At 62.0% G+C, this 16,569-nt stretch carries 17 protein-coding genes; 7 read left to right on the top strand and 10 right to left on the bottom strand.

What is annotated here, in order from left to right; translation table 11 throughout:
• The first annotated feature begins 105 nt into the window (after positions 1 to 105).
• The 5 genes from AB4O08_RS09530 to AB4O08_RS09510 all read left to right on the top strand — a co-directional run bounded on the left by AB4O08_RS09530 (position 106) and on the right by AB4O08_RS09510 (position 4,488).
• Positions 106 to 414, top strand: a complete 309-nt coding sequence (locus AB4O08_RS09530; RefSeq protein WP_010213473.1) for a MazG-like family protein — start codon at positions 106 to 108, stop codon at positions 412 to 414.
• Positions 407 to 1,156 carry a methyltransferase gene (locus AB4O08_RS09525; RefSeq protein ID WP_010213471.1) on the top strand — a complete coding sequence of 250 codons (750 nt, stop codon included), beginning with the start codon at positions 407 to 409 and terminating at the stop codon, positions 1,154 to 1,156. The genes AB4O08_RS09530 and AB4O08_RS09525 overlap by 8 nt, the downstream gene beginning before the upstream one ends.
• Positions 1,157 to 1,180: 24 nt before the next feature.
• Positions 1,181 to 1,783: a DUF4136 domain-containing protein gene (locus AB4O08_RS09520; protein WP_010213468.1), complete on the top strand. Its 603-nt coding sequence runs from the start codon at positions 1,181 to 1,183 to the stop codon at positions 1,781 to 1,783.
• A 45-nt stretch (positions 1,784 to 1,828) separates the two neighbouring features.
• A complete protein-coding gene (locus tag AB4O08_RS09515) occupies positions 1,829 to 2,386 on the top strand; it encodes a DUF4136 domain-containing protein (protein ID WP_010213466.1) in 558 nt (185 codons plus the stop codon).
• A 155-nt stretch (positions 2,387 to 2,541) separates the two neighbouring features.
• Positions 2,542 to 4,488, top strand: coding sequence for a pilus assembly protein TadG-related protein (locus AB4O08_RS09510; protein WP_045791339.1), 1,947 nt, complete (start codon positions 2,542 to 2,544; stop codon positions 4,486 to 4,488).
• On the opposite strand, the gene AB4O08_RS09505 is transcribed toward AB4O08_RS09510, so the two are convergent.
• Together AB4O08_RS09505 and AB4O08_RS09500 are read right to left on the bottom strand one after the other, a co-directional pair.
• Entirely contained in the window at positions 4,485 to 7,211 is a 2,727-nt protein-coding gene (locus AB4O08_RS09505; protein ID WP_021493206.1) for a PAS domain-containing sensor histidine kinase, read from the bottom strand. The two genes, AB4O08_RS09510 and AB4O08_RS09505, sit on opposite strands and share 4 nt — an antisense overlap.
• Positions 7,208 to 7,651, bottom strand: coding sequence for a TadE/TadG family type IV pilus assembly protein (locus tag AB4O08_RS09500; RefSeq protein ID WP_042570895.1), 444 nt, complete (start codon positions 7,649 to 7,651; stop codon positions 7,208 to 7,210). The genes AB4O08_RS09505 and AB4O08_RS09500 overlap by 4 nt, the downstream gene beginning before the upstream one ends.
• Before the next feature lie 72 nt (positions 7,652 to 7,723).
• On the opposite strand from AB4O08_RS09500, the gene AB4O08_RS09495 reads away from it, so the two are divergent.
• Together AB4O08_RS09495 and AB4O08_RS09490 are read left to right on the top strand one after the other, a co-directional pair.
• Positions 7,724 to 8,173, top strand: a complete 450-nt coding sequence (locus AB4O08_RS09495) for a prepilin peptidase (protein ID WP_460114830.1) — start codon at positions 7,724 to 7,726, stop codon at positions 8,171 to 8,173.
• A gap of 125 nt (positions 8,174 to 8,298) precedes the next feature.
• A complete protein-coding gene (locus tag AB4O08_RS09490; protein ID WP_460114829.1) occupies positions 8,299 to 9,087 on the top strand; it encodes a response regulator transcription factor in 789 nt (262 codons plus the stop codon).
• Here AB4O08_RS09490 and AB4O08_RS09485 read toward each other — a convergent pair.
• Genes AB4O08_RS09485 through cpaB form a run of 8 tightly spaced genes read right to left on the bottom strand, consistent with a single transcriptional unit; the run spans position 9,084 to position 16,505 of the window.
• A complete protein-coding gene (locus AB4O08_RS09485; RefSeq protein ID WP_010213452.1) occupies positions 9,084 to 9,356 on the bottom strand; it encodes a DUF3613 domain-containing protein in 273 nt (90 codons plus the stop codon). The genes AB4O08_RS09490 and AB4O08_RS09485 overlap by 4 nt on opposite strands.
• A gap of 10 nt (positions 9,357 to 9,366) precedes the next feature.
• Positions 9,367 to 10,077: a tetratricopeptide repeat protein gene (locus tag AB4O08_RS09480; RefSeq protein ID WP_183702807.1), complete on the bottom strand. Its 711-nt coding sequence runs from the start codon at positions 10,075 to 10,077 to the stop codon at positions 9,367 to 9,369.
• A gap of 10 nt (positions 10,078 to 10,087) precedes the next feature.
• The gene (locus AB4O08_RS09475; RefSeq protein WP_010213450.1) at positions 10,088 to 10,975 is read right to left on the bottom strand and encodes a type II secretion system F family protein; all 888 of its coding nucleotides are present in this window, start codon (positions 10,973 to 10,975) and stop codon (positions 10,088 to 10,090) included.
• A 1-nt stretch (position 10,976) separates the two neighbouring features.
• Complete coding sequence (locus tag AB4O08_RS09470) at positions 10,977 to 11,858, bottom strand: type II secretion system F family protein (RefSeq protein WP_010213449.1); 882 nt, start codon at positions 11,856 to 11,858, stop codon at positions 10,977 to 10,979.
• 10 nt (positions 11,859 to 11,868) lie between these two features.
• Complete coding sequence (locus AB4O08_RS09465; RefSeq protein WP_010213448.1) at positions 11,869 to 13,140, bottom strand: CpaF family protein; 1,272 nt, start codon at positions 13,138 to 13,140, stop codon at positions 11,869 to 11,871.
• On the bottom strand, positions 13,137 to 14,330 hold the full coding sequence (locus AB4O08_RS09460) for a hypothetical protein (RefSeq protein WP_010213447.1): 1,194 nt from the start codon (positions 14,328 to 14,330) through the stop codon (positions 13,137 to 13,139). The genes AB4O08_RS09465 and AB4O08_RS09460 overlap by 4 nt, the downstream gene beginning before the upstream one ends.
• On the bottom strand, positions 14,327 to 15,544 hold the full coding sequence (locus tag AB4O08_RS09455; protein ID WP_460114828.1) for a type II and III secretion system protein family protein: 1,218 nt from the start codon (positions 15,542 to 15,544) through the stop codon (positions 14,327 to 14,329). The genes AB4O08_RS09460 and AB4O08_RS09455 overlap by 4 nt, the downstream gene beginning before the upstream one ends.
• A 19-nt stretch (positions 15,545 to 15,563) precedes the next feature.
• Positions 15,564 to 16,505 carry a Flp pilus assembly protein CpaB gene (cpaB, locus tag AB4O08_RS09450; RefSeq protein WP_021493202.1) on the bottom strand — a complete coding sequence of 314 codons (942 nt, stop codon included), beginning with the start codon at positions 16,503 to 16,505 and terminating at the stop codon, positions 15,564 to 15,566.
• Between the last annotated feature and the right edge of the window lie 64 nt (positions 16,506 to 16,569).

The following is a 16,569-nucleotide window of genomic DNA, read 5'->3' as shown; positions in this document are numbered from 1 at the left end:
AATGTGGGAGCGGGCTTGCCTGCGAAGGCGTCCTCAAGCACACCAGAGATTCACTTGCCTTAACCGCCAATCCCCCCGAAGCTACCCACCTTCAGGAGCCCCCGCATGAACCTCGAACACCTCACCGAACGCCTGCACCGCATTCGCGATACAAATAATTGGAAACAATTCCACAGCCCGAAAAACCTGGCCATGGCCGCCAGCGTGGAAATGGCCGAACTGGTGGAAATCTTCCAATGGCTGACCGAAGACCAGTCGCGTCAATTGCCGGCCGACAAACTCGCCCATGCCGGGCAGGAAGTCGGCGATATCGTGCTGTACCTGCTGTTGCTGTGCAGCGAGCTGGGCCTGGACATGAACGAAGTGGTGCGCGCCAAGTTGGCCGACAGCGAACGGCGGTTTGCCCATGAGTGATCGTCATTTCGACCAACTCGCCACGCGTTTCGCCGAGAAAATCTACGGCGGTGCCAAAGGCGCGATTCGCCTCGCGGTGCTCCAGGCCGACCTGACCGAAGCGCTGCCCAAACGCCCCTTGCGCGTGCTGGATATCGGCGCAGGCCTGGGCCATATGTCGTTGTGGCTAGCCGAACAAGGCCATGAGGTCACGCTGGCCGAGCCTGCCGAGCCGATGCTCGAAGGCGCCCGCCAACGCTTCGCCGACGCAGGGCAGACCGCCACCTTTATTCATGCGCCCTGGCAAGACCTGCTTGGCCAACTCACCGAACCCTATGACTTGGTGCTGTGCCACGCGGTGCTGGAATGGCTGGCCGAACCCCATGCGATCCTGCCGGTGCTGCACCAGCTCACGGTGCCGGGCGGCTGGCTGTCGCTGGCGTTCTACAACCGCGATGCGCTGATTTACCGCAACCTGCTCAAAGGCCATTTCCGCAAAATGCGTAAGAACGACATGGCCGGCGAAAAACAGAGCCTTACGCCGCAACAACCTCTCGATCCACGTGAGCTGGCGGCGCAACTCGAAGGCCTTTGGCAGGTCGAAAGCCAAAGTGGCGTGCGGGTGTTCCACGACTATATGCCAGTGGAGTTCCAGGCCCGCGCCGATTTGCAGGACCTTTTGGAGATGGAACTCGCTCACCGTCGTCACCCAAGCTTTGCCGGACTTGGGCGTTATTTACACTGGATCTGCCGTCCGGTTTAAGCGGCCCAGTCTGCGGAGGTCGAAATGCGTCGTCTCTGTTTGATCCTGTTGTGTCTTGGTCTGGGCGCGTGTTCCAGCCCAAACCCCTACGTTGCCGCTTCGGCGCCGATTCCTCCGGCGCCGCCCCAGGCTGCCACCACCTTTGATGCCAGCGCCTACCCGGCGCCCGTGCGCGACTATGGCGCCTACCGTAATTGGGCCTGGCGCAACGGCCAGCTGCCGGCGGGCACGGCCTGGGCCGACTCGGCGCAGATTGCCGAAGCGGTCAGCGGTGCCCTTGACCAACGGGGGCTGCGCCCGTTGCACGATAATCGTCCGGCAGACCTCTTTGTCAGTGCCGATGTGCGCCTGGAGAAGCGCCTCAAGCAGGTCCAGGATGACTACGGCTACGGTTACGGCGGCTACAACCGCTATGGAAATGGTTACGGCATGTACAACTCGGTGCCGATCGTGCGCACCTATGAAGTGCAGGTCGTGGTGGTTCGCGTCAATCTGTTCGATGCCCGCACCGGCCAGCCGGTGTGGAGTGCCAGCGCGGAAACCGGCAGCCAGGGAAGTCTCAGTGAGCGGGGAGATGCTTTGCGCCAGGCGGTGCAAAAGGCAATGACAGCGTATCCTCCCAGTTAACGGCTACTCCCATCTTCAGTGCGGCTCGCTCTTTGGAGAACAATCATGTTTCGTCGTATCGCTACGCTTGCAGTTGCAGTGCTGCTGGGCGGTTGCCAGACCAGCCAGGTCAACCACGATTTTGACCCCAGCCGGGATTTCGGCGCCTACCGCAGCTGGGCCTGGAAAGACCCGGCCCTGCAATACCGCCCGGATGACCCACGCATCAAGAGCGACCTCACCGAACAGCGCATCCGCCAGGCGGTGGGCGAACAACTCGACCAGCGCGGCCTGCGCCCAGCGGCGCCGGGTAGCAAGGCTGACGTGAACGTGCAGGCCTACCTGATCGTCGAAGACCGCCAGCAACAAGTCACCACCAATTACGGCGGCGCCTGGGGCGGCCCATGGAATGGCTATTGGGGCGCGCCGATGTACAACGAAACGCGCAACATCAGCTACAAAGTCGCCACCCTCCAGATCGACCTGCTCGACGGCAAGGATGGCAAGTTGGTGTGGCGCGGCAGCGACGAACAGATAATGGCCGCCTCGCCCAATCCCCAGGATCGTGACAAGGCCATTCGCAGCACCGTCACTCGCGTCCTCTCCAGCTACCCACCCCGCTAAAACCCGGCACAGATTCAATGTGGGAGCGAGCAAGCCCGCTCCCACATTGGAACGAGGTCAGCCAATAAATCTCTGTCAGTCATTCATCTGGCGACTGGCCAGCCCTTGTCTACACTCAACACCAACTAAGGAGAGTAAGCGCTAAGGAGTGCCTGATGTCTCCCCGACTTGGTTCCAGTCAGCGTGGTGCGATTGGCCTGATGGCAGCGGGCACCCTGGCGGTGGCCTTGGTGTTTATGTTGCTGGCGGTGGACAGCGGTCGCCTCTACCTGGAAAAGCGCAAGTTGCAATCTATCGCCGACACCTCGGCCCTCGAAGCCGCCAGCCGTGGCGGCCTGTGCACGCCCACCACCACCGCGAATGACTATGCCAAGGAAAACGCCGCCCGCAACGGCTTCACCGTGGTCGCCGGCGACAGCAGCCGTGGGCTGGCCGTGACCTGCGGCACATTGGCCAGCAATGCCAGCAATATCCGTGTGTTTACCGCAGACGCCACCAAAAACGACGCCGTGCGCGTGGTCGCGACCCGCACCGTGATGGCGAGTATCGCCAGTGGAATCTGGAGCCTGTTTGGCGGCGCGCCTGTGGCGGCGCAAACCGTCCTGACTGCAACGGCGGTGGCGGCTTCTGCACCGCCTGTGGCGCAGCTGACGATCCGCACCGCTCTGGCATCGGTGAACTCGGGTAACTCTCCACTCTTGAACATGGTCATCGGCAATCTGTTGGGCGGTAGCCTGTCGCTGACGGCCGCGGGCTGGAACGGGCTGTTGACGACGAACGTGAACCTGCTCAGCTATCTGGATCAGTTGGCGATTGAATTGAACGTAAAGGCGGGTGACTACGATGCGCTGCTGAGCACCGCCGTATCCGCCAGCCAGTTGCTCGACGCCGCCGTGAAGGTCCTGCAAAAAAACGGCGCGGTCGCCACGGCGGTCATCAACGATTTGATTACAGTGAAGGCCATCGCGCCGAATACCCAGCTTCTAAAGGTTGGAGACTTGCTGAAAGTCGCTACCGGAACGCCGGCGGCGGCCTTGAACACCAGTGTGCAGTTGTTTCAGTTGCTGGAGACCGTGGCGCAACTCTCCAGTAGCAAAAGTGCGGTCAGTGCCGCAGCCCAGGTGAATATTCCGCTGGTAGGCACCGTCTCGATCCAGACCAAAGTCATCGAGCCACCGCAACTGTCGGCGATTGGCAATCCGGCAAAGGCCAAGGCGGGGCTTTTGAATAATCCGCCGACGGATCAGATTGTTGTGCGAACTGCCCAGGTACGCACGTTGGTCAAGATTGACGCGCCGATCATCAAGGCAGTGTCTGGGGTTACATCGATTCTGACCGGGCTGGCGACGCCGGTATCCAAGGTGGTCGGTGGTTTGTTGAACTTGAATCTTCTCGATGTGGTGGCCGGTGTCGTGTGCTTAGTGGGCTGTAATGTCGCTGACGTGGATATCAACCAGACCTTATCCATCTATATCGAGGCGGCCAGTGCAGAGAGCCACGTGACAGACTTCAATTGCGCCACGCCGGCCACTAAGTCGTTGACGGTGCGAGCCACCACTTCACTCGCCACCTTGGGCGTTGGTTACGTTGAGCCGGTGTCGGCCTTTTCATCGTCTGCGGCGGTCAATGTGCAGCCGGTGCGGCTGATTGATTTTGGCCAGCGCTTTTGCCTGCTGACATTGGTGTGCGGTCCGCGTACTGCCGGCGTCGGCGGCGGCTTGAATCTGAGAGCGTTGTCCACCGTAGGCGCGCAAACCAATACGTTGGTGTTTTCTCCGGTAAATGACATCAACGCGGCAACGATCTACAAAAGCCCACCCGGCACTGCCGATATCCTGTTCAGCCTGGGAAATACCCTGAACGGTCTGCAGGTCACCTACGTACCGCCAAGCGGCAGCACACCCAACCCGGCGAACGGCACCGTTACCAATGCGCTGGCGACCATCATCAGCTCGGTGGTCGGCCTTGTCCAAAACGTCCTGGCGCCGATACTCGACCCCATCGTCAACACACTGCTCTCGGCGTTGGGCATCAGCCTCGGCAACGCCGAAGTCGGCGCCAACCTCAGTTGTCACATGGGCCGCGCCTACCTGGTGATCTAGCTGATCGGCAACTCCACACAAAACCTCGCGCCTTGCTCTGCATTGGCGACGCTCAAGCGTCCGCCCATGTTTTCCACAATCCCGTAGCTCACCGACAACCCCAGCCCCGTGCCCACGCCAATCGGCTTGGTGGTGAAGAACGGTTCGAAAATCCGCTCCAGTAACCGTGGGTCTATGCCGTCACCGTTGTCCTCCACCCAGATCCGCACATGCCGGCTGTCATGCTCGCAGTGCACCGCGATCCAGGGGCGGAACTCAGGGTCTTTTTGCCGCTTGCTCAACAGCGCATCACGGGCATTGACCATCAGGTTGATCAGCACTTGCTCCAACTGGTCGACGTGACCTTTGACCTGCACCGTAAAATCCGCCGGCGTGATGCGCACGTCCACACCTTTGCCGCGCAAGCCGTCACCGAGCAGCGACAGGGTGCCTTCCACCGCCTGCGACGGGTCGAAGGGCTGTTGTTCGATTTCCGAGCGGCGGCCGAACACGCGCATATGGTCGACCACGCGCGCTGCGCGCTGCACCTGGGTGTCGATGCGTTGGAGTTTTTCGGTGAGGTAGTCGATTTGCGCATCGCCGTTGCTCAGGCGTTTGAGCACATTGACGATAGCCATGCGCATCACATTCAAGGGCTGGTTGATCTCATGGGCGAGGCCCGTGGCCATTTCGCCGAGGGTGGCCATCTTGGCGCTTTGGGTCAGTTGCTGTTGGGAGCGGCGCACTTCGGTGTTGTCGCGGCCCACGGCTTGTACTTCCACCAGAGCGCCCTGCTCGTCGAACACGCCCCGGTCCGACCACACCCACCAGGCATGTTCGCGCCCGGGCAGTTCCAGGCTGATTTCGGCGGTGCTGACCGGGAATTCAGGACTCAACTGGCCGATGCGGTGCGCAAAGGCCTGGCGCTGTTCGTCCGACAGCCAATCCCCCAGGTTCAGTCCTGGCAGTTGCTCGGGTGGGCATTCCAGGTAGTTGGCCAGCGGTGTGTTGCCGAACGTCAGGGTCAGGTCCGGGCGGTAGCGGCAGATCATCGCCGGGGAGTCCTCGACCAGGATGCGGTAGCGCTCTTCGCTTTGTTTGATGTGCTCGGCGGCCAAGGTTGCGTCGGTGACATCCAGCCAGAGCCCGACGGCTTCCAGCGGCAGTCCAAGGTCATCACGCAGCAACTTGGCTTCATCCAGCAGCCAGTGGTAATGGCCCTGTTTGTCGCGCAGGCGGTAGCGACTGCGCACGCTACCCTCGCGCAATAGCTGGCGACTGCGCTCGAAGTACAGCTCACGGTCCTGCGGGTGGATCAGCGATGCCAGGCTGTCGTGGTTGCAGTCGGCCAAGGTCCAGCCCAGCAGTGGCAACAGACTGTCGCTGAAAAACGCCGGGTGCAGGGCGCCGCTGACGTAGCGCTGCACATAGATCACCGCGGGGGAACTGGCGATGAGGTTATCGAGGCGCGCATGGGCGGCGGCGGCTTGCAGTTGCTGGTTCTTGATGTCGCTGATGTCGAGCATGAAGCCGATCCAGCGGCGGTTATCACCGACCCCCAGCACTTGGCCTTGCACGCGATACCAGAGGGGCTTTTGTTCGGCGTCGCTGCGTTGCAGGCGTACGCTGGTCAGCAGCGGTTTACCCAGGGCTTGCAGGTCGTGCAGGCGGCTGGTGAGTGCCTGGCGATCGGCGGGGTGGATCAGCGCCAGCCACTGACTCAACGCCTGGCGGGTCGGGCTGTCTTCCAGGCTGAGGCTGTGCAGCAATTGCGGGGCGAGCTGGATCTCCTGAGTGGCTGGCAGCAGTTCCCACCAGCCGGTGCCGAGTAAACCTTGCAGGGCTTCCGTGCGTTCGAGCTGTTGGTGGTAGCGTTGTTCACGCAAGCGGCTCAGCAGTGGGGCGGCGAGGGCGGCCGTGAGGTTCAGCCAGTCCCGCTCGCTGGTGTGTTGTTGGCCACTGTAGAAGCCGCAGAGCAACCAGGCGGCGACACCCTGGCTGTCACGGTAGGGCACCAGGAACCCATCAGAGTTGCCGAAAATGCTGTGCAGTCGCGGGTTGTCGTCGCGCCCTTGGGCCAGGCTCAGTGGCGTGTTGCCGCTGGCACTGTCCAGGCTGGTGCCCAGGTGCTGGCCGGCCTGCCACAGGGCCGGGGCGTCGTGGGCCGCATACTGGTTGTAGACCCGCCAACCCTGGTCATCTGCATCGAGCAACGCCAGGGCCACACAGGGGATTCGCCAGCGCTGGGCGAGGCTGCGCAGGTGCTCGTTGAGCACCTCGGGCAGGCGGGTCAGGCTGCACACCCGCAATTGCTCGCTCATCTGGCAGGCCAGTTGATGGTTCTGCTCGCGGTGCTGGGCCAGTTGCCTGCCGGCCAGCAAGTCGCCAACGTCCTGCAGGCGCAGGTACCAGCCGTCCTCCTCGGGTTCGATCCAGCCACGCGTGTGCAGCACTTGGCCGGTAGCGCCCTGGAAGTCCAGGTCCAGGCTTTGGTGTTGCCAATCAGCCGGGCTGCCTTCAATGCTCAGGGCGCTGCTGGCGCACAGCAGTTCACGCAGCAGCGGGCGCGGGTCGCCCACCCTGTAGGGCGTCAGTTGCGGGCTCAGCGTGCCGCCAACGCTCAACACGTGTCCTTGAGGATCCAGGCGCAAGTGCAGCCCGGGGATGGGCACGCCGGGCGTATCGAGGTGCGGGGCGCTGGTGCGGCCGAGCAGGCGCCCGAAGAGCTTGTCTCCAGAGGTCAAAACTTGAGACTCGAACGGGCGGTCAAGTTGGCCGGCAGATTTGGGACGGGGCCTATGCCCGGTACCACCAGTGCCGGGAATACAGAGTAAAGGTTGGTGGTGGGGTAGGTGATCTCCACGGTCAGCGTGGTGCCGTCGTAGGTGGTGGTAATGAAGCTGGAGGAGAACTGAAAGCTGGACGGGATCCAGTTCAATTGGTTGATCACCGTGGTTTTGGCGCGGTCTTTGACCTGGGTGGAGTAAGCGGTGCCGGCGGCCACCGGGTCCACGGACAAGGCCTGGCGCACTCCCTCCGCCGCAGCCTGGTTGAACGACTGCATCAACAGCAGCGGCAGGCTGTAGCTGATCAACCCATAGAACACCGCAAAAAAGATCCCGAAGACCAGGGCGAACTCAATCGCCGCCGCACCTTTTTGCTTTCTAGGCAGGCCTGTTTTCATGACTGAGTCTACCCTGACGGCTACTACTTGATATCAGCATAGAATCAATCAGCGAAAAGGGATGTTTTTTACGTGATCCATGGCGTGGTGATACTGGTCTGGCTGGGGCTCTGTGCATTGCAGGATATGCGTCAACGGCAAATCGCCAATGGCTTGACCCTGGGGGTGGCGCTGCTGGCGTTGGCTTACTTGGTGTGGAACGGCGCTACCTGGCTGGGAGCGCCCGCCAGTGAGGGGGGCTGGGCCTTTGCCGTGGCGCTGCTGCTGACCTTGCCCGGCTATGCGCTGGGCCGTTTTGGCGCCGGGGACGTGAAGCTGCTGGCCGCCCTGGCCCTGGCCAGTACGTGGGATGCGTTGTTGTGGTCTTTGATCGGTGCTGCGGTGTTCCAAGGTGGCTGGGTGCTTATCCGTCAACGGCTTAGGGCGCGTCCGCACAATGGGTTTACTGCAGCGTCAACCAAGCAGCCTTTTGCCCCCTTTGTACTGACCGGGTTTGCGCTGTATTGGCTTTGGATTCATTAATCGCACAAGGTTTCTATCGCTATGTACATAGTCGGAAAGTAGGTCTACGTTTATTGCATAGATATGTAGGATTCTTCGCCAAAAGGATAGGCCAATCTTTTGGTTTGCCAGGCATGGAGTAGCGCGTGAACAAGCTTACCTCGGCGGTAAAAGTGCTCGTCGTCGACGATCAACCTTTGATTGTGGAAGAGCTCTGTGAATTTCTCGAAAGCAGTGGTTACCGGTGCGTCCCGTGTGGTTCCAGCCGGCAGGCGTTGCAGCGCTTCAGCGAAGACGCCGAAATCGGGCTGGTGTTGTGCGACCTGCATATGCCAGACATGGACGGCATCGAGTTGGTGCAAGCCATGCAAAAAGTGGCCGGTAAGGCTCGGGCGTTTGAGGCGATCATGCTCACCGGACGGGCCGACAAACAGGACGTGATCAAGGCCCTGCGCACGGGGATCTCGGATTACTACCAGAAGCCGATCAACCTCGACGAATTGCTTGAAGGTCTCCAGCGTCAGGAAGCGGCATTGGAAGAGCGGCAGAAAGAGCTGCAACTGGGGCACTTGAACCAGAAGCTGCAATACCTCTCGGAATCCATCAATGACCTGTACCAGGATCTCGACAAGGTGCGCCGCAGCCCTGGTGCGGGGGGGACGGATGATGGTGAGCTGCTCGCCGAAGACGCCGGGTCTGTGGAGATTCCGACTATCTTCAACCAACTCTCACCGCGCCAGTTGGACGTAGCGCGCCTGGTAGGCAAAGGCCAGACCAATTACCAGATCGCTTGCGAACTGGGGATCACCGAAAACACGGTCAAACTATACGTGTCCCAGGTGTTGCGCCTGACCCATATGCATAACCGCACCCAACTGGCGCTGGCCCTTTCACCGAGCAACTCGGCGATGCGTCAGCGGGTGACGGCGCACTAGTTATTACTCCCTCCGCCCGGCGATTTCCCGCCGACATCCTGTTCAAAGAACTCGGGAATCGGGTGCTTGTAACTGTCCAGCCACCGCTGCAAGGACTGCTCCCGTTCCGCGGGTGTGGCCCTTTGCGGCGTCGGCGAAGCCACCGGCCCGTTGATCTGCAGGGCCATCCAGTTTTCCGTTTCCGCCTGCTGCGGGGACGACGGGCCCGGTTCGATGGCCATTGCGGCCAGCGGTAACAGCGCCAGGCCGATCAGGTAATGTGCGTTCATCGATCACTCCTTACTTGAGACTCACAGGCAGGGCATCGCGGACCGCCGCTACTTTGCGCACCGTCGCGCCAGCGCCCTTGAGTTTTTCCGCGCGGGACTGGGCATCGGTGAACTGCTCGCGGCTCAGCCCCAACTGGCTGACGACCTTGGCCGCTTGCCCCCAGTCGTCTTGGTAGATCAACAGCGTTACCAGGTTGACGGCGGCCAACGGGTCGCCCTGCTTGAGTTCGATGGCCGTCATGAATTCAAAGCGCGCGTCTTCCAAGCGCAATTGGTTGAGGTACACCACGCCCAAGTCATTGCGGATCTTTTCGTCAGTGGGCGCCAGCTGCGCCGCCCGTTGCAGGTGGGTCATGGCCAGGGCGTTGTTGCCCTTGGCGGCCGCCAATTGCCCCAGGCCGTGCTCGCCCTCGGCAGTCATGCAGGTGCCGAGCAGGCTGCGGTACAACGGTTCGGCTTCGCTGCGCCCGAGCAGGCGGTAAGTGCGGGCCTTGCGTTGCCGCACCTGGGGCAAGCCGTCGGGCAGGCTTTGCAGGTTGGCCAGGCTGGCGTGCAACTTGCCTTCGTTGGCCAAATCATCGGACAGGTTGAGCGCCAGTTCCTGCTCCGAACTCGGCTTGGCGCAACTGCCCGGTGAGGTCAACGCTGCCCAGGGTGATTGGCCATTGGTGGCGCAGCCGCTGAGCATCAGCAGGGCCAGGCCGGCAATCAGTACTTTCATCAATGTCTCCTCAAAAGTGACTCAACGCGCGGGCGATGCCGATGAAGGCCGGGCCGCCAAGCACAATCAGCAAAGCGGGGAACAGAAACACCATCATCACCACCGACATTTTGGCCGACATCTTCGAGATGTATTCCTGCAGGCGGGTCAGGCGGCGGTCGTCAAGCAACTGCTTGAGGGCCAGCAAGGACTTCATCGCGCCGCCGCCCTGGTGGATCAACTGCTGGAGGATGATGCAGGTGTCGGTGAACTCATCCACTTCCAGCAAACGGGCGGTCTTGCCCAGCTCTTCGCCAAGCTCCAGCCCGGAATCGACCCGTGCCAGGATCAAGCGTAATTCGTGTGTCAGCGCGGGAAGCAGGCGCTGGGCTTCGTTGCTCAGTACGCGCAGCGACTGTTCAACCGCCATGCCGGACTCGAACAGAATGCGCAGCAGTGGAATGAAGGTTGAGACCTCTTTGGCGATGGTCTGCTGGCGATGCTTGGCGGCAGCGGCCAGCACACGTTTTGGCAGCAGGTAGCCAATGCCCAAAGCAAACATCGAGGCAATCCATACCGGGGTTGCGTGGGGGAAGAGCAGTTGCTGGCCGAGGAGGGTCAGGCCCAGTGACACGATAGGCGTACCGATCTGGAAGGCTGCGAACAACGAGCGCTGACTGGCTTTGCGCCAACCGACCCGGTTGAGCAGGGTCTGCGTCTCGTTGTCCAGACTGACCGAGCGCTGTGCCAGGGCGCTGCCGCCCAGCTGGCGCATAAGGCTGCCGAGCCGGTCTTCGCCGGCCATCCGCCCCTGCAAGCGTTCCGCCACTCGCCGTTCGCGCCGGCGGTTCTCGAGCAATTGGCCCCCCACCAATACCGCAGCGGCGAGGAGCAACAAGGCGCAGGCCAGAAGTGCCATCTCAGACACTCCTCAGCATGCGCCACATGACAAAGGTGCCGCCCAGGTCCATGGCCAGCGCGCTGAACAGCATGATGCGCCCCGTGTCGTCGTTCCACATGGTCATCAAGTAGCTGGGGTTGACCATCATGAAGTAACCCACGATCAGCACTGGCAAGCCGCCCAACACATACGCGGTCATGCGCGTTTCGCCAGTCATGGCCTTGAGTTGACGGGCGCCCTGTTCCCGCTCGCGAATCATTTTGATCAGGTTTTCCAGCAACTCGCTGGCGTTACCGCCATAGCGGTGATTGACCTTCAGGCCAAGTGCGAACAGGCGGAATTCGTCCTGTTCGTAGAACTCGGCGAAATCGCTGACTGAATCGGGCAGGCTCACCCCCATGCGCACGTTGCGCTGCACTCGTCCCATGGCGTCCTTGAGGGGCGCTTCGACGCCCTCGATCCCCCCCAGTACGGAGTCGGCCAGGGTTCTGCCGGATTTGAGGCTACGGACGCTGTGGTCCAACAACTGCGGCAATTGCTCGACCATACGCTGCACGCGGCGCTGATAACGCCAACTGATGTACACGCGAAGTAGCAGGGGTGGCCCAACGATCATCGCGATCAGGCCCAGCCCGTCCGCGAGCAGCCAGCCCAGCAGCACGCCGACCACCCAGGCGCTCAGCCACAAGCCCAGGCGGTCCGTGGGTTTGCCCAGCCCGGCGCGCTGGAACATGTGCTCAAGGCCGGTCCAGGTGGTACTCGGTTCCTGGGTCTCGGGCTGGCCGTCGCCGAGCCGTTCCAGCACGCGGTCCGTCCGGGCCTTGCGCAGGCCATGGTGAAACTGCCAGAACGACAGGGCGATCAGCAGCAGGCAGATAAGCAACAACACCGGTCCTGTCATCCAACGCTCCCTATGACTGCAAGGTCGATTCGCGGCGCAGTTTGTCGCCGGCCGGGTTGAGGGCTTCGCGCAGGAAACCGAAGCCGGTGCGCCGGTCGAGGCGGAACAGGGTATTGGTGACATACACGTCATCGCGCACGCCCACGACTTCGACCACCTCGCTCACACAGCGACGGCCATCGGGCATGCGTGTCAGTTGGATGATCACGTCCAGCGCGGCGCAGATCATCTGGCGCAGGGTTTTCTCCGCAATCACCCGGCCAGTCAGCCCCACCAGGGTTTCCAGGCGCAGCAACGCATCCTGGGCATTGTTGGCGTGCACGGTGCTCATGGAACCGTCGTGGCCGGTGTTCATTGCGGTCATTACATCGAGCACCTCCACACCGCGGATCTCGCCCAGGATGATGCGATCGGGGCGCATCCGCAGGGCGTTGCGGATCAGGTCGCTGGAACGTACCTCACCGTGGCCTTCGGCATTCGGCGGGCGGGTCTCCAGGCGAACTACATGGGGATGACCCAACTGCAGTTCGGCCACGTCTTCGATGGTCACCAGGCGTTCGTGGGGGTTGATCAACTGACTGAGAATGTTCAGCAACGTGGTCTTGCCGGTGCCGGTGCCGCCGCTGATCAGGATATTGCAGCGCTTGCCCACGGCCTCCTGGAAGAACTCGAAGATGCTCTGATCGATGGTTTGCATGGCGACCAGGTCGGTGCTTTTGAGCATGTCCTTGCGGAATTTTCGAATCGACAGGCAGGGCCCATCCAGGGCAATCGGCGGGATGATCGCATTGACCCGGCTGCCGTCGGGCAAGCGCGCATCCACCATCGGCGAGGACTCGTCCAGGCGTCGGCCCAGCGGTGCGAGGATGCGCTGCATCACGCGTTCGACGTGATGATCGTCAATGAAACGCAAGTCACTCTGGTGCAGCAGGCCGTCACGTTCGATAAACACCCGGTGTGGGCCGTTGACCAGGATCTCGGTCACCGACGGGTCACGCAGCAACACCTCAAGCGGGCCGAAACCGGTGAGTTCATCGACGATTTCTTCGGCCAGGCGTTCCATCTCATAGCGCGAAATCGCCAGGCGCATGCGTGTGATGTACTCGGAGACCTTGTCGATGACAAATTGCGCCAGGGATTGGCGAGTGCCTTCGAGCAGGTTCTTGCCCGACTCCTCGATGGCGTCAATGATGTAGCGATGCAACACCAGTTTGAGGCCGTCGTTATCGGTGCTGCCGCTTGCGCTGCGGGCGGGGCCGCCAAATAATTTTTCGCCGTTCATTGTCCTGACCCCAGGAGGCGTTCAAACCAACGCATTGACGGTTTTGCAAGCCCCTCGGAACGTTTAGCCAGGAGCTCACCCAACGTGCGCACGGCTTGGGTCAGGGGTTCGCGTGGGGCCAGGGCAAACAGGGGCTGGCCCTGGTTTTTCACATTAAGGCGCAATTCCGCGCTCAGGGGCAGTACGGCGATGCACGCAAGACCGAAGCTTTTTTCCAGGGCTTCGATGTCCGGTGCGCAGGCTTTGATGTAGCGGTCCACCACCAGTTTGGCATGATCAAGCTTCATGCCTTTTTCGCGCCAGCGATTGAGCACTGCGAGGTTGCGCCGGCAGTCCAGGACGCTCTGGTCGGTGCACCACAGCAGTTTGTCGCAGTGGCTGACGAAGGTGCGCAACGCTTCGCTGTCGGGCTGCCCGGTAATGTTCACGACGATGTGCTGGAAATGTTGGCGCAGTGCGCTGAGCAGCATGAACAATTCGGCGGCGCTGGTCAGTTTGAGCGGTTCATCACCGGTGGCGTACGCCAGGATGCGCAAGCCGTCCAGCGCTGTGGTGAAGGCGCTGTTGATCAAGGTGGAATCGAGGCGGCGCAAATGCCTCAGCGCGTCGCCGAAATTGAACGTGCTTTCCAGGCCGAGCAGCGCCAGGCTGTCACTGCGTGGCAGGCCCAGGTCGAGCAGCAACGTTTGCTGCCCGCTTTTCTGCACCACCAAGGCCAGGTGCGTCGCCAGCATCGCTCCGTCGGCATTGCTCTGGGTGCCAAACAGCACGGTCAGGCCGCCCAGTTGCGCGCTGTGGGCGACGGCTGGCAAGCGCTTGCTTAGGCGTCGCACCAGGCCGGCCACTTCGCTTGAACGTGAGCCGTAGGCCACGAAGTCGCGGGCGCCGGCGCGCATGGCGTTCAGGACCAGCTGGTTATCCATGCCATCGCCCAGGGCAACCACGGCGAGCATCGGCTTGGCCTCCAGGGCACCTTCTATCAGTGCGCTCTGGGCCACGAGGTTCTCACGGTCCAGGCCCACGAATACCAGGTTGGCGAAGGTGACGTCGACCAGCGCGAGCAATTCGTCCAGGCTGCCGGTACCGGCGCTCACGACCTGGCCAAGGGGCGCCAGGGCGCCCTGCAGCCACTCCAGGTCAGTGGTGTTGCGGGTGATGGCGAGAAAGGTCTGGCTCAGGCTATCGCTCATTGGGAAAGTCCACTACGGCGGTCGAAATTGCCGTTTTCCAGGAAAAACAACCGGTACCAGTTCGGGTCGTAGCTGCGCAGTTTTTCGCCGGGCAAGGACGGCAGTTGGGCGTTGGCGGCCAATGGCTGTACCAGGTGCGGTGTGACGATCATCAACAGCTCTTTTTCTTCGCGGCTGATATTGGAGTCGCGGAAAAACGCCCCGAGGATCGGGATATCGCCCAGCCCTGGAAACTTGTTGATGGTGGAGCGGTTGTTGCTGCTGATCAGGCCGCTGATCACAAAGCTTTCACCATCGGCCAGGGACACGCTGGTGTCGGTACGGCGCACCGTCAGGGCCGGCACCTGGATGCCTTGGATCTGCACGGCGTTGCTGTAGTCCAGCTCGCTGACTTCGGGTGCGACCTTGAGGGAGATGCGGTTGCGGTCAATCACTGTCGGCGTCAGCGTCAGGCGAATGCCGAACTCCTTGTATTCGATGGAGATCGTGTCGCTGCCCGCGCTGGGCACCGGGATCGGCACCTCGCCGCCAGCCAGGAAGGAAGCACTCTGGCCGCTCATGGCCACCAGGCTGGGACGTGCCAGGGTATAGGCGAAACCACTGCGCTCCAGCGCGTTGATCATGGCTTTGACCCGACCGCCACCGAAACCGACGTTGAAGCCATCAGTGCTTACCGGCAGCTTGAAAACGCCTTCCGAAGGGGACAGCAGGTTGGGGCTGCCGAAGAAAAAGTTTGTGCCTGAGCCCAAAAGTCGGGTGCTGGCTTCCTTGAGCTTGGTACGGCTGACCTCGACAAAGCGAATATCGGTCTGCACCTGGCTGGGCAGCAGAGGGTCTTCCGACGGCGACAGCGACAGGCTGGTCAGCGCCGACGTGGCCTTGCCCTTGACGAACACCATGCTCTGGCGCGGTGAACGGGCGCAGGCGGTCCACACCAACAGGCTGGTGGCGCCGGACGAGACACCGGTCAGCAGGAAATTACGGTCGCCATTCACGCGCACATCGGCGATTTTTGGGTCGCCGATGGCCAGCCGGGTGATGGCCACGGGCGATTGCAGCTCTTGTTGCAGACCTTCTCCTACCTCGACCACGGCAGGCAACTGACCCAGGGCGCTGCAATTGCCTGGCGCCGCCAAGGCCATGCCGAACGGCAGGCTCGACAGCAGGAAGGCCCAGGCCATTTGCGTGAACACGGGTGCGTAGCGCTGGCTCATTCAAGGCATCCTTGTTCGATTACGGGGTGAGGGGAGCCGCCTGGGCACCGCGAATGACTTCAATGCCACGCCGAACGCCAGGCTCACTTGCGGCGGACGTGACTCGCTTGGGCGGCCCGGTCAGGGCCAGTTGCGTGAATTGGTAGAGGTCGCGGTTGGCGCTTTCCAGCCTTTGTGATGCGTCGCTTTCGCCGGCCCAGTAGCGGCTGAGCAGTTGCTCCTCGGCGCTGCGTACGGCCAGGCGCAACGTGCCTGCTTGGGCGGCGAGCATCAGGCGGCTCAATAGCGGCTCCGGCACCGCCAGCACCACGGTGCGCGCGGCGGCCCGACGTTGTGCTGCCTGGGCGCGTTCTTCGACCGTGGCCGGCGGTGGCACCGCGGGGGTGCCATCGTTGGCCAGGCCCAACTGGTCGCCAACGCTGAGCAGGCGCATCGCTGGAAGGACGATCTGGGCTGATTGTTCGGCGTTGCTGGCATCCTGGCGCAGGAACAGCAATACATCCACGTAGTCGCCGGGGGTCAATTGGCCTCCAGCGCCGCTCACCTCATCCACCGCCACGGCCAGGGCCCGCTCGTTCGGGCGAATCATGCGAGCGAGCGGACCGCCGCTGCTGAAGCTTTCTTCGGTGAGCCAAGTGCCCGCCCCCAAGGTGCGAAGGGGGATACGACCGATGGCTTGGTCAAGCTGGGACAGGCTGCCGGCGGGTACGGTACGCAGTTTTTCTATGGCCAGGTCAGCGGCGGTCAGTGGCGTAAAGGCGGACACTTCGTGCACCAGCACCACCACCGGTTGGCGGGTCTGGTCTTCAACGGCAGCGACGGTGTTATCCACGGAAACGACAGGTGCAACGGGGGCGGCGACGGGCTCCGGTGCGCGGCTCAATACAAGCCCCCAGTACCCGGCGATCAATGCCCCAATCAGCAACAAGCCGGCCAGGACCATGCTGATGCGACTGTTCATGACGGCTCTCCCTTTCCCCGTTGCACTGCATGCCCGTTTAATCCAATCGGGTTAATCCGCAACC

The organism is Pseudomonas sp. H3_E07 (assembly GCF_054668895.1).
This window is presented reverse-complemented; position numbering and strand designations above follow the sequence as displayed.